Origin of the sequence: Acidovorax sp. DW039, assembly GCF_037101375.1 — a bacterium.
Taxonomy (GTDB): Bacteria; Pseudomonadota; Gammaproteobacteria; order Burkholderiales; family Burkholderiaceae_C; genus Acidovorax.
Genome location: NZ_AP029020.1, coordinates 261,625 through 279,266 on the forward strand (window position 1 = coordinate 261,625; position 17,642 = coordinate 279,266).

10 protein-coding genes, 4 pseudogenes and 1 other annotated feature are annotated in these 17,642 nt (G+C 57.4%); of the genes and pseudogenes, 4 read left to right on the forward strand and 10 right to left on the reverse strand.

All coding sequences use genetic code 11. The features are described from left to right. Nucleotides 1–489 (reverse strand): TRAP transporter small permease, encoded by a 489-nt coding sequence (locus AACH87_RS22925; RefSeq protein ID WP_338799152.1) that lies wholly within the window; start codon nucleotides 487–489, stop codon nucleotides 1–3. A gap of 202 nt (nucleotides 490–691) precedes the next feature. Between AACH87_RS22925 and AACH87_RS22930 the strand changes: the two genes are divergently transcribed. After that, the gene (locus tag AACH87_RS22930; protein WP_338799153.1) at nucleotides 692–1,342 is read left to right on the forward strand and encodes a GntR family transcriptional regulator; all 651 of its coding nucleotides are present in this window, start codon (nucleotides 692–694) and stop codon (nucleotides 1,340–1,342) included. A gap of 194 nt (nucleotides 1,343–1,536) precedes the next feature. On the opposite strand, the gene AACH87_RS22935 is transcribed toward AACH87_RS22930, so the two are convergent. The 3 genes from AACH87_RS22935 to AACH87_RS22945 form a co-directional block, all read right to left on the reverse strand. Continuing rightward, complete coding sequence (locus AACH87_RS22935) at nucleotides 1,537–2,907, reverse strand: efflux transporter outer membrane subunit (protein ID WP_338799154.1); 1,371 nt, start codon at nucleotides 2,905–2,907, stop codon at nucleotides 1,537–1,539. Between the two features lie 88 nt (nucleotides 2,908–2,995). Further along, nucleotides 2,996–6,133 (reverse strand): efflux RND transporter permease subunit, encoded by a 3,138-nt coding sequence (locus tag AACH87_RS22940; RefSeq protein WP_338799155.1) that lies wholly within the window; start codon nucleotides 6,131–6,133, stop codon nucleotides 2,996–2,998. A gap of 9 nt (nucleotides 6,134–6,142) precedes the next feature. Further along, entirely contained in the window at nucleotides 6,143–7,390 is a 1,248-nt protein-coding gene (locus AACH87_RS22945) for an efflux RND transporter periplasmic adaptor subunit (RefSeq protein ID WP_338799157.1), read from the reverse strand. Nucleotides 7,391–7,470: 80 nt separating this feature from the next. Between AACH87_RS22945 and AACH87_RS22950 the strand changes: the two genes are divergently transcribed. Both AACH87_RS22950 and AACH87_RS22955 read left to right on the forward strand, forming a co-directional pair. Then, nucleotides 7,471–8,916 (forward strand): ATP-binding protein, encoded by a 1,446-nt coding sequence (locus tag AACH87_RS22950; RefSeq protein WP_338799158.1) that lies wholly within the window; start codon nucleotides 7,471–7,473, stop codon nucleotides 8,914–8,916. Nucleotides 8,917–8,918: 2 nt separating this feature from the next. Then, the gene (locus tag AACH87_RS22955) at nucleotides 8,919–9,629 is read left to right on the forward strand and encodes a response regulator (RefSeq protein WP_338799367.1); all 711 of its coding nucleotides are present in this window, start codon (nucleotides 8,919–8,921) and stop codon (nucleotides 9,627–9,629) included. A gap of 539 nt (nucleotides 9,630–10,168) precedes the next feature. Here AACH87_RS22955 and AACH87_RS22960 read toward each other — a convergent pair. The 6 genes and pseudogenes from AACH87_RS22960 to AACH87_RS22985 all read right to left on the reverse strand — a co-directional run. Then, nucleotides 10,169–10,850 (reverse strand): annotated as a pseudogene (locus tag AACH87_RS22960) (IS5 family transposase); the annotation flags it as partial. Between the two features lie 173 nt (nucleotides 10,851–11,023). After that, a pseudogene (locus AACH87_RS22965) lies at nucleotides 11,024–12,001 on the reverse strand (IS5 family transposase). Between the two features lie 432 nt (nucleotides 12,002–12,433). Next, nucleotides 12,434–13,063 carry an IS3 family transposase gene (locus AACH87_RS22970; RefSeq protein ID WP_338799159.1) on the reverse strand — a complete coding sequence of 210 codons (630 nt, stop codon included), beginning with the start codon at nucleotides 13,061–13,063 and terminating at the stop codon, nucleotides 12,434–12,436. 190 nt (nucleotides 13,064–13,253) lie between these two features. Beyond that, the gene (locus AACH87_RS22975) at nucleotides 13,254–13,886 is read right to left on the reverse strand and encodes an isochorismatase family cysteine hydrolase (RefSeq protein ID WP_338799160.1); all 633 of its coding nucleotides are present in this window, start codon (nucleotides 13,884–13,886) and stop codon (nucleotides 13,254–13,256) included. A 122-nt stretch (nucleotides 13,887–14,008) separates the two neighbouring features. Beyond that, entirely contained in the window at nucleotides 14,009–14,974 is a 966-nt protein-coding gene (locus AACH87_RS22980; RefSeq protein ID WP_338799161.1) for a helix-turn-helix domain-containing protein, read from the reverse strand. A gap of 194 nt (nucleotides 14,975–15,168) precedes the next feature. Continuing rightward, nucleotides 15,169–15,929 (reverse strand): annotated as a pseudogene (locus AACH87_RS22985) (IS3 family transposase); the annotation flags it as partial. Then, nucleotides 15,790–15,906 (reverse strand) — a sequence feature (AL1L pseudoknot). It overlaps the preceding pseudogene by 117 nt. 261 nt (nucleotides 15,930–16,190) lie before the next feature. Between AACH87_RS22985 and AACH87_RS22990 the strand changes: the two are divergent. Beyond that, nucleotides 16,191–17,168: pseudogene (locus AACH87_RS22990) on the forward strand (IS5 family transposase). The last annotated feature ends 474 nt before the right edge of the window (nucleotides 17,169–17,642 follow it).

The window sequence follows — 17,642 nt, forward strand, 5'->3', positions numbered from 1 at the left end:
TCACTCCGTCTCTGCGCGGTGCTCAAATGAATCGAGCGGTGCACCTTGGATTAGTCGGGTAACGTTGCGCAGCAACATTGCGCCTATGCACAGACCCGTGAACACCGCTACCGCGTATATCGCGCCGCGAGGCACGCCAGAAACTGGTGCGAAGTTCCGGATATTGACTACGGTTTGGTGCCACCCTCCCCAAACCATTAATGCGCAGCAAGCCAACATCAGCAAGCTGGACATAAGAATGAGCGAGCGATGCGCCCAGCTGGGTAGGCGGCTCAGTGGGGTACTCATAGCTATATGCCCACCCTGAGCAAAAACCAGCACTGCTCCAATAAACGTGATCCAGACAAACAGAAAGCGGGACACCTCTTCCGAGAAAGTGATACCGCTTGCGAAGGCATAGCGCAAAACAACATTGCCAAACACCATCAAGGCCATTCCAGCCAGCCCAGCCACCAGAAGGTACTCAGTGAGTCGTTGGAGTTGCTTCATTCCAGTTCCTCGTGAAGGCACTGATGACAAGTAGCTCGAAGCACCGACCCGTGGATAAAGACAGGTCTAGGCCGCTCGCCGGGGAAGGGAAAGGTGGGTTCGTTCATAGGTCTCCAGTTTTGTTTGAGATATCGTATCTAATATCTCAGATGTTTGATCAGGAGAAACCCTATACTTGCGCATTGCAAGGATGGAGACCTAAATGAATGCACCCCTAAAAGTCGAACGCCCACAATTGCTGACCGACCTCGCCTACGACCGTTTGCGTGAGGGCATCGTCATGGGGGAACTGAGGCTGGGAGAGCAGGTCTCCGAGGCATTGCTCGCACAGCGCATGGGCATCAGCAAAACCCCTATACGAGAGGCGTTGGTGCGTCTCCGCATCGAGGGTTTGGTTGAAATCCACCCCCAGCGGGGGACTTTTGTCTTCAAGCTTCAGCCCGAGCAAGTTGGGCAGCTGTGTAGATATAGGGCAATGATTGAGACGGCGGCTCTTCGAGAGGCAGCAGAGCTTGACCTTTCACACCTAATCCAACGACTGCAAGAGCAGGTAAGGGAGATGGAGGCATTGGAGAGGAGCGGAAGCCTAGATCGACTTTCCAGAGTGGATATGAACTTCCACTATGAGATCTTGTCTTGTTGCGCCAGCCCCTACCTAAAAGCTGGCTATGAACTTATCCGCTACCAGCTGGCAGCTTTGCGTCATCGCTCGCCAATTCCTAACATGGTTTCTAGCCACCAAGTCCTGCTTGAGTTGCTGAACAAAGGTGATATTGAGGGCGCATGTATTGAACTGCACAACCACGTCTTGGAAAATGAGGCTCGGTATATTGCTGCCTGTGAAGTGAGGTGAGTCTTGTCGATGCGCTTCGGCAGTCAATTACAAGAGTTTGCGTAGAGGCTGCCGTATCCGGAAACTATCTTGCAGTTATGGGCCCTCCATACCCATAGAGAGCATTTGGGTCGCCAGAGCCTCGCCATGGAGCGCGACTCTGGCGAAGCAGGTGCTCATGCTCACCGCTGGCCCCCTACCAGCTGGGCACTCGACTAGCCTGCGGCGGGATCGGGCCACGCTCCCCCCAGCACCTTGAACAACGTTACCCGATTGGTCTGCTCGGTCAGGTGCAGGCTCACCAACGCCTGTTGTGCGCTGAACAGAGAGCGTTGTGCATCCAGCACCGTCAAGTAACTGTCTTGACCCTGTTCGAATCGTGCCTTCGACAAGTCGTAGGCGCGCTGGTAACCGTCCACCAGCGCCTGCTGCGCCTGAATCCGCTCTTGCAGTGCGCTGCGTACCGCCAGCGCATCCGCCACCTCGCGAAAAGCAGTCTGGATGGCTTTTTCATAGGTGGCCAGCTGAATCTGGTAGTTCAGTCGGGAGACCTCTACTTGGGCTTGACTGCTTCCCCCATCAAAGAGGGGAAGGCTGACTGAGGGCACAAAACTCCACGCGCCGCCCTGAAAGAGCTTATCCAGACTGGTGCTGGCGGTACCGGCTGCAGCCGTCAGGCTGATGCGGGGAAACAAGGCAGCCCGTGCTGCGCCGATATTGGCGTTGGCGGCCTGCAGTTGGTGTTCTGCATTGCGCACATCCGGACGCTGCTGCAGCACCTGCGATGACAGGCTGGCCGGCGGCAATGTCCAGGCTGGTGGGGGCGGTTGCACCGCAGGCTCTGGCTGCAGTGAGGCTGGCAAGGTCGTGCCTAGCAAAAGCTCCAAGGCGTTGAGATCCTGCTGAACCTGGGCTGTATAGGTTGCTACCGCCAGTCGCGCCGTGTCTGCAGCCGTTTGTGCTTGCGTGACGGTGAGTGCTGAGGAGGCTCCGAGGCGATGGCTTTGGGCAATGCGTTCCAGGCTTTGTGTTTGCGAGGCCAGCGTCTGCCGCGCCAGCGCCAACTGTGTGCGATCTGCCCGCAGGGTAAGCCAGGCATTGGATACATCGGCCACCAGCGACAGGCGGGTACTTTGCTGGGCCTGCTCGGTGCCCAGGTAGCTTTGCAGTGCAGCGTCACTCAGGTTGGCAATCCGCCCGAAAAAATCCACCTCATAGGCTGTGATGCCCACCTGCAACGTATTCTGACGTGTGTAGGTGGTCTGGCCGCTGGCATTGGCCTGAGAGGGGGTGCGACTGGCTGTGTGAGAGCCACTGAGGTTGAGGACAGGCCATTGGGCTGCATCCTGGATCTTGTAGGTGGCTCGCGCCTTGGCTACGTTCAACGCAGCGACCTGCCAGTCCCTGTTGTGCTCCAGCGCCAGGGCGATGACGCTGCGTAACTGGTCATCGAGCACAACGGAGCTCCACGCATGCGATGCAACAGGTGCGCTGCTGGCCGCCATGCCCTGCCACTCGGCAGGCACGGGTGCTTGCGGCGTCTGGTAGGCAGGGGCCAAGTTGGTACAGCCGGTGATGCTTGCCAAAGCTGTGGCGACTGCGAGTGATAAGGGGGTGCACCAGCGACTGTCTAGAGCGGACGCGCGTAGTAACGAAATAGAGGGCAACATGGCGTCAGGCTTCCACGGAAGTTGGCACAACAAGGGCTTTGCGGGCCGTGCGGCGTTCGACGACTGCACGCACCAGCACATAGAACACCGGTACAAAGAAGATGCCCAGCACGGTGGCACTGGTCATGCCGCCCAGCACACCGGTACCGATGGCCCTGCGGCTTGCGGCCCCTGCGCCGCTGGCCATGGCCAGTGGCAGCACACCCAAAATGAATGCCAGCGAGGTCATCAAAATGGGCCTTAGCCGCAGCTTGACTGCTTGCAGCGCCGCCTCCATGGCATTCAGGCCTTGTTCCTGTAACTGCTTTGCGAACTCGACAATCAAAATCGCGTTCTTAGCTGCGAGTCCCACGGTCGTCAGCAGGCCGACCTGGAAGTACACGTCGTTTTCCAGCCCCAGCAAGCTGGTCAGGCTCACCGCACCGATGACTCCCAAGGGCACCACGAGCATCACCGACACAGGGACAGACCAGCTTTCGTACAAAGCGGCCAGACACAGGAACACGAAGAGCACCGATACTGCGTAAAGCACAGGAGCTTGAGCTCCCGACAGGCGCTCTTGATAGGACTGTCCAGCCCATTCGATGCCAAAGCCTGGCGGCAGTTGCTTGACCAGTTCTTCCACCACGGCCATCGCGGTGCCAGAGCTCACGCCCGCAGCAGCTTCGCCTACGATTTCATAAGAGGAAAAGCCGTTGTAACGCTCCAGCTTGGGTGCACCAAAGGTCCACGATGTGCTGGCAAATGCCGAGAACGGGACCATGCTGCCTGTGCCGTTGCGTACAAACCATTGCATGATCGAATCCGGTGCCATGCGGTAGGGGGCATCTCCTTGCAGGTACACCTTCTTCACTCGGCCCTGATCCAGGAAGTCATTGACATAGCTGCCGCCCAGGGCTGACGACAGCGTAGTGTTGACGTCACTGGTGCTCAGTCCCATGGCTCCGGCCTTGCGGTCGTCAATGTTGATGCCCAGCTGAGCCGCGTCTTCGAGTCCACTGATCCGCACTTGCGCAAGCTCAGGTCTCTTACGCGCGAGTTGCAGTAACTGATCGCGTGCTGCGACCAGCGCCTCGTGCCCTTGGCCATTGCGGTCTTGGAGTTCAAAGGTAAAGCCCGCACTGGAACCCAAGCCACGCACTGACGGAGGTTGCATGATGAACACCCGCGCATCCCGCAGGCTGGCCAGCTCTTTGTTGGCGCGGCGCGCGATGGCTGCGGCGCTTTGACCTGCTTCCTTGCGCTCGTCCCAGGGCTTGAGTTTGATAAACAGCCGACCGCTGGCCTGGTCGCCACCAATCCCCACAATGGAGGTGTAGCCTGCCACGTCGGCTTGCTGGGAGAGCCAGTTTTCCACTGTTTGGAGTGAGCGCCGCAAGCGCTCTTCTGTTCCGCCAGAGGGGAGTCGGACTTCGCCCATCAACACGCCTTGGTCTTCGTCAGGCAGAAAAGACGTGGGTAGGCGGTGGTACATCCAGGCCATGGCCAATGTGATCGCGGCATAAACCAGCATGACCCGGCCTGTGCGGCGCAGCAGCCTGTCGACCAGCGACCCTGAGGCGGCACTACCGCGCTCAAAGCCCCGGTTGAAGTTGGTGTAAAACCGCTGAACTAGCCCTTTGGGTGCGTGTGCCTGGCCTGCAGGTGTGCGCAACAGCGTAGCGCACAGCGCGGGTGTGAGGCTCATGGCCACAGCCACCGATAGCAGCATTGCAGAGACCACTGCGATAGAGAACTGGCGGTAAATAACACCGGTGGATCCACCAAAAAATGCCATCGGAACAAATACTGCAGACAGTACCAGTGCGATGCCCACCAACGCTCCCGTGATCTCATCCATGGATTTGCGGGTGGCCTCCTTGGGAGAGAGTCCTTCTTCGTGCATCACACGCTCGACGTTTTCCACCACCACGATGGCGTCGTCCACCAGCAAGCCAATTGCCAGCACCATGCCAAACATGGTCAGGCTATTGATGGAGTATCCAAATGCTGCGAGCACACCAAAGCTGCCCAGTAACACCACGGGCACGGCGATGGCGGGGATCAGCGTGGCCCGCCAGCTTTGCAGGAACACCAGCATCACTAACACCACCAATGCCATAGCCTCGAATAGGGTGACCAGCACTTCCTCAATGGAGATCTTGACAAAGGGCGTGGTGTCGTAAGACGTTGCTATCTGCAGTTGGTATGGGAAATTGGGTTGCAGTTCTGCCAGTTTGCGGTTGACCAAGTCGGCTACCCCGATGGCATTACCCCCTGCGGCCAGCTTGATGCCCATGGCAGCCGAAGGGTTTCCCCCGTAGCGGGTGCTGATGGTGTAGCTCTCGCCTCCCATTTCCACACGGGCCACGTCGGCCAGACGTACCACGCTGCCGCTGGTATCTGTTTTGAGCACTACGTTTTCGAATTCCTCCACCGTCTGCAGTTTGCTGCGTGCGGTGATGGTCACGTTCATTTGCTGCGCGGGTGCGGCAGGCAGCCCGCCGACCTGCCCTGCGGACACCTGAGCGTTCTGTGCCTGCACCGCAGCGCTCACGTCCGAGGGCATGAGGGCATAGCTGGCCAGTTTGGCGGGGTTCAGCCAGATACGAATGGCGTGCCCTGTGCCCAGTGTCTGCACATCGCCCACACCATCGAGTCGACTGATCACATCAACGAGGTTGGACGAGATGTAGTCACCGATGTCGATGGCTGTGGCGCTGCGGTCGGCTGAGTACAGCGCAACCACCATCAGAAAATCCGTACCGGTCTTGGTGACTGTCACGCCCTGGTTTTGCACGGCCTGCGGTAGTTGTGACTGTGCTTGTTGCAGCTTGTTCTGCACCTGCATTTGTGCCACATCAGGGTTGGTGCCTGCCACAAAGGTTAGCGTGATGCTGGCTGTACCTGCCGAGGAACTGGTAGATGCCATGGACAGGAGTCCATCAAGCCCCTTCATCTTTTGCTCAATCACCTGGGTAACCGAGTCTTCAATCGTCTTGGCAGAAGCGCCGGGGTAGGTCGCGTTGATGGTGACTTTCGGAGGCGCGATGTCTGGATACTGCTCCAGCGGCAGACGGGTGATGGCCAGTGCGCCAAGCAGCATCACCACGATGGCCAGCACCCAGGCAAATACAGGGCGGTCAATAAAAAAGCGGGCCATGGCAATTCCTTATTGGGAGGCTATAGCCTGTGTTGCGGGCGCCGATGTGCTCGACAAAGCTGTGAGGTCGACAGCATGCGTTTGCACCACGTCGCCCACCCGTACCTTTTGGCTGCCTTCCACCACCACCCTGTCACCCTTGCCCAAGCCGGAGGCGACCAGCCACTGATTGCCTACCGTACGGTCCAGCGTCACTGTCCGTTTTTCAACCTTCCCATCCTGGGAAACTACGAGCACGGAGGTGCCATTACGGCTGTCCCGACTGACCGCTTGCTGAGGGACCAGTAGGGCGTTGTCTACCACTTCGGTAGGGAGGACTGCGCGGACATACATGCCCGTCATAAGCAACCCTTTTGGGTTGGGAAACGTTGCACGCAAGGTGACGGCTCCCGTACTGGTGTTAACCGAAACTCCGCGCACCTTCAGCGTACCGGGCTGGGGGTAAATCGTCCCGTCTTCCAGCATCAGCCGCACGCTGGCAGTAGTTGCATCTGCGGCCTTGCCTTTGCCGCTTGCCAAGCGGCGTTGGAGTGTGAGCCATTCTGCGCTGGACTGACTAATATCTATCTGGATCGGATCGGTTTGACGCACCGTCGTCAGTGCTGTGGCTTGGTCGGCCGTCACCAGTGCGCCCGTGGTCGCAGTTGACACATCAGCTATTCCACTGATTGGGGCGCGCACCACCGTGCGCTCTAAGTTGATGCGCGCCGTCATTACTGCGGCTTGGGCCGTAGCAACGTCTGCTTGGGCTTGTTTGAGTGCGGCGCGTGCGTTTTGAGCATCCTGCTGGCTGACAGCATCGATCTTCAGCAGTGCATCCTGGCGCTGTGCCGTTAGCTCTGCGGATTCCAAGGTAGCTTTCGCTTTGAGTAGTGCTGCCTGGGTACTTGCGTATGTGGCTTCGTATGTTGCTGGGTCGATTTGGTAAAGCGCTTGCCCAGCCTTAACCAGAGTGCCTTCGGTAAAGCTGCGGTTACGAATGATCCCACCCACTTGTGGGCGTATCTCTGCCACAAGAGGGGCAGTCGTGCGACCAGGTAGTTCAGTGGTCAGCGTTACGGTCTCGGGCTTTATTTCATGCACGCCGACTGCCACGGGGGCTGATGCCTTGGCGGTTGCTGCGGTACTTGATGCAGGACTGCATGCCTGCAGGAGCAGAGAAACGGCAAGTGCACCTGCACAAGTTGCAGGGCTCAGTCCGAAGCGCTGTAGGGCACGCCGGACATACAAGGCTTTGTGGGAAATGGGGGAATTCATGACGGCTCGAGTCTGTTGGGACAATGGCGACCATGTTCCTGTTCAAATGTGCAGGAACTTTGGAGATCCGCAGGCCGAACATGAACTTATGTAAACGTCCGGGTATCACGACTCGTGTTTTTCTGGCAGCGTTGGCGACAGCAGTGCTGGTGGCCGTGGTCATGGGAGTGGCTACCCACCTGAGCTTTACACGGGGGTTTTTGGGTTTTCTGAATGCCCAGCAGGTGCTGCGCATGGATGCGGCGCTGCCCAGCCTGGAGCAGGCCTATGCGAGCCAGGGCTCCTGGGAATTTGTGCGCAATCGCCCCGATGTGTGGTTTCGTCTTCTGGGTGCAGAGCACACCTTGGCGCGTCCAGGAGCGACACCTACGGACAGCCAGTCCAATTTGGTGGCTCCCGACCTTCTGGGTGCAGGACGACGCCTTACCTTACTTGATGCGCAGCGTCAGCGTGTGATCGGCTTCCCCTACATCCTGGCTGCCTCCGTGCAGCGGGAGATCATTGTGGATGGGAACACCGTGGGTTGGCTGGCCATTGCCCCTATCGAGACAGCCACTGACGTGGCCGCTGTCAAGTTTTTGCAGGCCCAGTGGCATTCGCTTTGGCTGGCTGCGGGCTTGGCAGTGCTGTTATCGGGTTTGATGGCGTGGTGGGTCGCGCGGGCTTTGCTTTCACCCGTACGTCAGGTGGCTGCGGCCACCCACCAGCTGGCCGCCGGTCGTTTCGGCACTGAAGTGGTTGTGCAGGGGCACGACGAGGTTGCTCAGTTAGCGCAGGATTTCAATCGCCTTTCCCACGCTCTTGCGCGTCATGAAAAAATGCGTCGTGACTTCATGGCCGACGTGTCACACGAGTTGCGCACCCCACTGTCTGTGCTGCGTGGCGAGCTCGAAGCCGTAGAGGACGGGGTGCACCCCCTCACGCCTGAGTTGCTGCGCGTGATGCAGTCCCAGGTCACGGCCTTGTCTCAGTTGGTAGCGGACCTGCATGAGTTGGCGTTGGCCGATGCGGGGGCATTAGCATACCGCATGTTTGATACCGACTTGGTGTCGTTGGTGCGCCAGACGGTACAGGCCTTTCAAGGGCGGTGCACTGAGCGTGGGCTGACGCTGCAGCTTCTCTTGCCCCCGCAGCCTGTCATGGTCACGGGTGATGAAGCAAGGTTATCCCAGTTACTGCGCAACCTGCTGGATAACAGTGTGCGCTATACCGACGGCCCAGGACAGGTGCAGGTAAGTGTGTCTGTATTGCCATCGTCCGTCTCACCGCTTGTCACGCTGGCTGTGCAAGATAGTGCACCGGGTGTGGACGCAGCTGCCTTGCCCCGTCTGTTCGATCGGTTTTATCGGACAGACAGTTCACGCAGCCGTGCTGCAGGTGGCAGCGGGTTGGGGATGGCGATTGTCCAGAGCATTGCCCAAGCCCACGGGGGGCACGTGCAGGCTTGTAATTCTTCTTTGGGAGGGCTGTACGTAGAGGTGCACCTGCCTTTGTCGATGGCTTTGACTTCAGGAGCACCTACGTGACTGTGTCATTGGTACCCCGTATCCTTGTGGTGGAGGACGAGCCTCACCTTGCGACACTAGTGTGTGACTACTTGCGTCAGGCCCGTTATGAGGCTCATGCGCTAGACCATGGCAGTCTGGTGTTGCCATGGGTGGAGCAGCGTAGGCCTGATCTCATTGTTTTGGACCTCATGCTGCCTGGTGTCGATGGACTAACGCTATGCCGTCATCTACGTGCGAACAGTGATATCCCTCTGGTGATGATTACAGCCAGGGTAGAAGAAGTGGACCGACTGATTGGGTTGGAGGCTGGTGCGGACGATTACCTTTGCAAACCTTTCAGTCCCCGCGAACTGGTCGCTCGGGTCAAGGCCGTGCTGCGGCGATATCGTCCCGCGCCTGCTCAGGATGGGGTGGTGGTCTTTGTGCCTGGGGCAGGCCTGCATGTAGACCGGGAGCGTCATCTGGCCTTTTGGAACGGTACCCCCTTGGATCTAACTCCTGCAGAATTTCGGCTGCTGAGTACGTTTGCCCTGTCCCCTGGAAGGGTGTTTTCGAGGGACCAGCTTTTGGACCGGCTGCATGATGATCAGCGCAACCTTAGTGACCGTACAGTGGACAGCCACGTTAAGAATCTACGTCGCAAGCTGGAATCTGTATGCCAAGGGCAGGAACCCATACGTTCTATCTATGGGGTAGGCTACCGATTTGAGTTGGACGCATTAAAGATCTGACGTTTTGTTATGAATGCCCGGGATAAGCTCCGCACCGTCCAGCCGTCGGGGGGCGTCTAAAACTTGGATTACTAGGAGGTAGTTCTGTATTCCTACGGAGATTGAATACGAGCTGTTGAGCTCTATATCAAGCTCGGCAAACGCAGCAGCCCGACCATCCGTCCGCTGGGGACCCAACCCAGAATGTATTGAAGGGTGGCACCGCGAGTATCAGCCGCGGCTCGACCTTCCAAAGAAATATGTTCCTAACAGCGGCTGCGCGAGCAGCCTTGGTGCAACAAGGTGACGTTCTATGAACAAGTTCTGGCTTGATGGATAACCCCGTAGCTGCTTGGCAATCACCTTGTTGCAACAAGGTGATGTTCTATGAACTACTCTGAACTACTCATTTCCCGCAGGCCACAGCACTGAATCGCTCCGGATTTGAACTTCCCCCCAGAAGTTGGACGGTGGCCTTGCCTCCGACCCGACGGTGTTTGTCCGTCAATATTTCACGGGCTGAGTCCATTCAATCTGCGCTTTATGTGCTCATGGTCGTAGGCCACATGCCTGCGTACGTTCCTGTTGGCATCGGCCCGCCTGTCCACTCCTTGGTAGCCCGTTTCACCAAAGGCATCTTTCTCTTGCCCATACAGCAAACTGTTTGCTTCAACCACCTCGTTCATATTGCCGCTGGTGCTTCGAACGCTGTGCGCCAAGCTTGAATCAGCATCCATACTAATGTGGTCCTTCATACCAAAGCGCCACTGGTTGCCCTCCTGCTTCGGTGCATTTCCGGGTCACGCCCTGCGCTTCGATTCTTGGTATCGATGAGCGCAGCAATCAGCGTGGCATCCACCACAGTGCCCGCTTTGAGCTGCAACCCTTTAACTTGCAGGTGACACGGTGGTCAGGATCTGATCGGCCAGCTTGTGGCGCTCCAGCAGGTGGCGAAACCTCAGGATGCTCGATTCGCTGGGAATGTGTTCGTCCCAGTGAGATAGGCCTGCAAAATCACGGAAGGCCGGCACGTCGTGCAGCGCTTCTTCCATGGCTGGGTCGCTGAGCTTGAACCACTGCTGCATGAAGTGGATGCGCACCAGGGGGGCTGCACCGAAAAATTGCGCCTAGCTTCGGATGTAAACGGTTCTATCAGCGAGACCAGTTCAGCCCATTACATCCCCACAGTTCCATTGCGTCAAGGAATTCACGCTTGCGTGTTCACTTAGTGGTGTTGCTCAGGCTGCTTTGCTTTAGGGAAGGTCTGCGAAATCCCGCTCGCCAGCCCGGCACAGCCTGATGTCGAGCGCCGCCTCACCTGATGCCTGCGCAATCCGCTTTTTGGGGCCGGTTTGACACCGTTTGCAGGCCTGGTTCAGCCCTTGTGGCACCACTTTGGCACCCCACAGACGCACCTATCCCTGCAGCGCCATGATCCGCTTCCTGGCCATCCACAGGTTGCCAAGCGCAAACAGCATCGTCAGACGCGCCGTGTTCTTCTCTAACCCACGGTAGCGTATCTTGGCATACCCAAACTGCTGCTTGATCACCCGGAACGGGTGCTCCACCTTGGCCCGCACGCTGGCCTTCAGTCGCTCGACCTTCTCCAGCAGTTTGTGCAGCTCCCGATTGGCATCGAGCGTCTTGCGCTTGCCCGGGCGCATGGCTACGTGCCACTTGATCTTGGCCTTGCTCCCTTGCATCTCCTGGCGCTTATCCACGCCCTGGTAGCCCGCGTCACCCCAGGCATGCTTCTCTTTGCCATGCAACAGTCCTGCTGCCTGCGTCACATCGTTGACGTTGGCAGCTGTGCCGATGACGGTGTGCACCAGTCCTGAGTCGGCATCCACGCCAATGTGCGCCTTCATGCCAAAGTGTCACTGGTTGCCCTTTTTGGTCTGGTGCATCTCTGGATCTCGCTCACCTTCTTTGTTCTTGGTTGAGCTGGGGGCAGCAATGATGGTGGCGTCCACGATGGTGCCGGTCTTGAGCATCAGGCCTTGCTGGGCCAGTCCGGTGTTGATGGCCGCCAGCACCTGCGGGGCCAGTTGGTGCTTCTCCAGCAAATGGCGGAAACGCAGGATGGTGGTCTCATCGGGCATGCGAGCTGCACCATCAAGGCCTGCAAAGCGGCGGTACAGGGGCCGCTCGTGCAGTTCTTCTTCCATGGACGGATCGCTCAGGTTCCACCACAGCTGCAGGCAATGGATGCGCAGCATGGTCTCGATAGGAAACGGTGGGCGCCCACCCAGGGCCTGGTGCGAGCCCCGGGCGAAGGGGGCAATGAGAGCCACCAGCGTTGCCCAGGGCACCACCTGGTTCATCTCATCGAGAAAGACCTCTTTGCGGGTCTTCTTGGGCAGTGGGTCCAGGCCCAGGGTGTATTGATCCATGGCGCCATTGTCTTGGATGCTTGGCGCTGGGGAGGATCAGGTCAGGAGGTTTTGCAGACCTTCCCTAGCTTCAGAACAAGCAATTGTTTTAGAAAGTGGGCAAATGGGGCGTGAATGAGTCAACACTAAGCAAGGTCGGACAGCACCTCGCACAACGTCTAACACTAAATCGCCCCGGGTTTGAACTGCCCCCCAGAAGTTGGACAGTTGCCTTGCTGCCAATCAGGCGGTGTTTCTCAGCCAGTATCCCACCGGGCTGAGTCCGTTCAATCTGAGCTTGATGCGCTCATGGTTGTAATAGAGAACGTAATCCTGCACGCCCGCTTCGAGCGTTTCCAAGACTGTTGGGAACAGCAAGCCGGAAGTACTCTGCTTTGAGGGTGCCGAAGAAGCTCTCAATTGCCGCATTGTCAAAGCGGTTGCCTTTTCGGCTCATGCTCTGCTTGACTCCCCGTTGCACAAGCAACGCTCTATAGGGCTGCATCCTTTAGTGCCAACCTTGGTCGGAATGGACGAAAGTTCCCCCGTGCAAACGGTCCGCGCCAGCGCTGCCTCGATCTCGCGGTTGTACAGATCCATGCATACTGACAGGTAGAGCTTGTGGCCATTCACATTGAACTCGGTGACATCGGTTGCCCACTTCTGGTTTGGTGCGATCGCACAGAAGTCTCGCTGCAGAACGCTCGGCACGTGTGCATCGCTGACGCCTAGAGCACGCCGGGACCGCATGTTCGCCCGAATCATCGCGCGCAGCCCCCTCTTGCGCATCAGACGCTGCACGCACTTGGGGTTGATAAGCTCCGCCACCGCATTGCATAGCGCGGCCGTGATCCGTCTGTAGCCGTTGCGTCCTTCATGCTCGTCACACCATACATCCAAGGCGCTTTGCTGGTCAGTGCGTTGGCTCGCCTTGCATTGGTAGTTGAACGTGCTGCGTGGCAGGCCTGCGACCTGCAACAGGTATGCCAATTTATGACGATTCCTCAACCCGGAAATCAGACGCGCTTTGTCGGCGCAGCTGATCTCCTCGACCGAATCAAGGCCTCCAATTTTTTGAGGCACGCGACCTCGGCACGCAGTCGTTCGTTCTCTTCTTTTAGTGTTTGCGGCACATCGGCGCGCCCCACGGGCTTTGCTTGCTTCGCTGTACTCAGTCCAATAGGGGAGCTTGTAGCTGGTCTTTAGCTATAAATTGCACACACCCCAGAAATGGGGGCTATCTGTGCAATGAAGCGGTGTGGCGAAGCGATTATCAGAGCACCTTGGCCTGGAATTCTTGGGCGGTCATAACGTGCGCAGTGGAACTAGCAAGGATGACGAGCGTTGCCTTGTGAACCTCTGCGGCACTCATGGCGCCCTGACCTACATCCGCATAGTCGAAGGTACCCGTTGCATCCGAAAGGAATACGGTCTTGTAATTGAGGAACATCGCATCACGAGCAGTTGAGAGACAGCAGCACTCAGTCGTGGTACCCGAGATAATAACCGTGTCGATTCCCCACTCTCGAAGCATGATGTCCAAGTCTGTCCCGAAAAAACCGCTGTAGCGGTGCTTCTTGACCACGTGCTCACCGGGCGCTGGGGCAAGCTCAGGAAAGATATCGACACCAGGGGTTTCGTCGACAAGTGCCGAGCGGTTGGCAATCGGAGGATAAAGATCGTCGTATAGCCCCATATCGCTGCCATCCCTGCGGTGAACGTGGGCGGTATATACAACCTTGATGCCTTGGTTGCGGCAGAACGCCAAAGTGGCAGCAAGTCGGGGGACCATGGCAAATGCTTGGGCCGACTGCATGGGAAGCCCCTCGGCAACGAAGTCATTCTGCATGTCTACGACAATCATCGCAGTTTTCTTAGGGTCGATGCTGTCAATTTGATAGGGCATGGCGAGGACCTCTGAGTTGAGTTGATGGAAATTCAGAATGATCCTATCCCTCGGATCTCCAATCTATTTGCATGTGATCGACATCTGATTTCCTAAAAAAGACAACTCACACTGGGCAACCGTCAGTCGGTCTGATCCGCCTGGAAATCGCGAACCAACTGTTGAGCATTGATCCCATGCAGCGCCTTGAAGGAACGGCTGAAGTGGGCTAAATTGCTAAAACCATGCGCATACGCGACGTCACTGACCCGTTTGAACTGCCCGCACGCGAGAGCTGCATAGCTGGACTTAAGACGTTCCTCCCACAGCCAGTGCATAGGTGTGGTTCCTTGCGATGCAAAAAGACGAAGCAACGTGCGGCTGGACATGTGCAGGTCTGAAGAAACGCTATGCAGGCTGACATCAGGATCACTCAAGCGTTGACGCAGGTAGCGCTGCACCGATTGAAGGCGCATGTTTTTTTGTGTCTCGCGCGGCTGTACAGGCTGTGCATCACTGGTCTGTAAGGCCATGAGCCAGAGATCCAACATAGGGCTCCAGACCTTTTCACCGATTGTGCGCATCTGGGCGGAACAGTCGGGCGAGACGATCTCGTTGACCGTTGCCCTAGCAATGCGTGCCAGAGGCGACTCAGATGGGATCCGCATGGCGGTGTAGTGCTCTGCTTGCACAAACCGAGAGAGCATGAGGCGGCGCGGTACGATAACCATCAAGGCCGCTGAATGTTGGCTGAAGGCGAGGCTAAAAGGAGCAGCTTGATCGTGCAGCATCATGTCACCCGCGTGCAACTGCGTACAACGGCCAGCTTGCTCAAATGTGATCGTACCTTGTCGGCTAGTCCACATCACAAAGTCATCACGGTAGTCTTTTCGGATCTCCCTATTGCTGCGGGTCACCTTCAAGTCCACACCATGACTTACCTTAGAGCTGATTTGGCTCACCGCCAGATCGCCGAAAGGATGAACTTGTACTTTTGCGCTGAAAGCATGGTCTTTGATCGATTGACACTCGGTCACAGAGTAGTTGCGACATGTGACTTGGTGCCAGCGCTCAAACGGATCACCCGGTAATACGTCTTCGTAGGGCATCATATGAAGTTCTCCGAGAGGACTTTTTCATGTGGAAGGCCTGCAAGAATGTAGATCGCACCTTGTTTTGCGGAGGCTGTTTGGTTCAAGTCAGCGTACTCCCACAGTGGCCTGACTGGCGAGTTACAAATAGTAGTTTGCCTCAGCTTCTACTGGTGGGATTTACCCATTGAGTCCAAGCGGGCGTTGGATTACTCGGCCTTATGGAGACCGTTGATGGTCTCAGCCAAGGCGTTGTCATAGCTCTGCCCTTGCGGCCACTGACGGCTCGATATCCGCTTCAGCCAGTCGCTCAGAGTACCGAATGCTGACGTTTTGCGACCCGCGGTCGCTATGGCACGTCAAGCTTCCATCCAGTTCAGGCTGGAGGGCGTACAGGGCTTGCTCCAGCCCATCGAGCACGAAGTCGGTTAGCATCGAACCTCTCACTCGCCAGTCGACGATACAACGGGCCAACACATCGATCACAAAGGCTACGCAATGCCAGCCCTGCAAGATCGAGACGTAAGTGAAGTCGCTGGCCCACAACCGATTGGACCTTTCAGCACAAAACTGGCGGTTGACCTGATCCAACGGGCAGGGTGTCTTTGCATCGCCGACCGTAGTGCGCATCACCTTTCCAAGCATTACCCGCGCAGGCCCAGGCTGAGCATCAGGCGCTCGACCTTACAACGCGCCACTGTCACATCTTGTAGACCTGCACGTTGGCCTGCCAGACGCGTTGAATCTGCGGCATAAGCACCTCGTCGCGCTTGGCTCTGGCGCAGCAACTTGTGATGCTCGCGCATCAGGGCGGCGTGGTGTCAATACGCAGACGGGGCGCCCTTCAAGACCTTTCAGAGCGGCTCAACCCCGAAAGCATTGCGCTACTTGTCGATAAAGGCCTTCACGGCTTGAGTCGGTGGTAGAGCTCCGCCTGAGCGAAAAACGCGCTGGCCAGCTTCAATATCTCGTTAGGCGATGGATTCGATGGCGGCCCACAGCGATGGGTATAACGACCTGCTGCGTCCACCGAATACGACCACTGAGGTAGTAGCAGACGCCAATGCGCCAGCCGAACACAATAATTCGTTGTTAAACGGTTCCAAATGGTGCACCAGTTCCAGCAGGCAGATTGATTCAGCATTTGTCGCTACTCCCTTTGTAAGCTAGGGAAGGTCTGCAAAACCTCCTGACCTGATCCTCCCCAGCGCCAAGCATCCAAGACAATGGCGCCATGGATCAATACACCCTGGGCCTGGACCCACTGCCCAAGAAGACCCGCAAAGAGGTCTTTCTCGATGAGATGAACCAGGTGGTGCCCTGGGCAACGCTGGTGGCTCTCATTGCCCCCTTCGCCCGGGGCTCGCACCAGGCCCTGGGTGGGCGCCCACCGTTTCCTATCGAGACCATGCTGCGCATCCACTGCCTGCAGCTGTGGTGGAACCTGAGCGATCCGTCCATGGAAGAAGAACTGCACGAGCGGCCCCTGTACCGCCGCTTTGCAGGCCTTGATGGTGCAGCTCGCATGCCCGATGAGACCACCATCCTGCGTTTCCGCCATTTGCTGGAGAAGCACCAACTGGCCCCGCAGGTGCTGGCGGCCATCAACACCGGACTGGCCCAGCAAGGCCTGATGCTCAAGACCGGCACCATCGTGGACGCCACCATCATTGCTGCCCCCAGCTCAACCAAGAACAAAGAAGGTGAGCGAGATCCAGAGATGCACCAGACCAAAAAGGGCAACCAGTGACACTTTGGCATGAAGGCGCACATTGGCGTGGATGCCGACTCAGGACTGGTGCACACCGTCATCGGCACAGCTGCCAACGTCAACGATGTGACGCAGGCAGCAGGACTGTTGCATGGCAAAGAGAAGCATGCCTGGGGTGACGCGGGCTACCAGGGCGTGGATAAGCGCCAGGAGATGCAAGGGAGCAAGGCCAAGATCAAGTGGCACGTAGCCATGCGCCCGGGCAAGCGCAAGACGCTCGATGCCAATCGGGAGCTGCACAAACTGCTGGAGAAGGTCGAGCGACTGAAGGCCAGCGTGCGGGCCAAGGTGGAGCACCCGTTCCGGGTGATCAAGCAGCAGTTTGGGTATGCCAAGATACGCTACCGTGGGTTAGAGAAGAACACGGCGCGTCTGACGATGCTGTTTGCGCTTGGCAACCTGTGGATGGCCAGGAAGCGGATCATGGCGCTGCAGGGATAGGTGCGTCTGTGGGGTGCCAAAGTGGTGCCACAAGGGCTGAACCAGGCCTGCAAACGGTGTCAAACCGGCCCCAAAAAGCGGATTGCGCAGGCATCAGGTGAGGCGGCGCTCGACATCAGGCTGTGCCGGGCTGGCGAATGGGATTTTGCAGACCTTCCTTAGGGCTGTGGCCGGGGTTTTTTTCGTCTTTGCTCATCTTTTAGGATTGGATTACATAACCGGGCCCACAATTTAGGCCAAAGTGTCACCATGCAAATACGTGCACTACGTTCCTGAAGCCCTTATCAGGACAGTGGTTTACAGTTCACGGATTGAAAGTGCGCCACAATAAGACAGGTTAATATCTGTCACTCGCTCTGAGTGGCACGCCGCAAGGATATTTACCTGATGTTGATGCGGTATTTTCTCTTAATGAGTCAACTTGGATTACATATCACGCGCTATTGAATAGCCAAAGCTGTTACCACGAAAGAG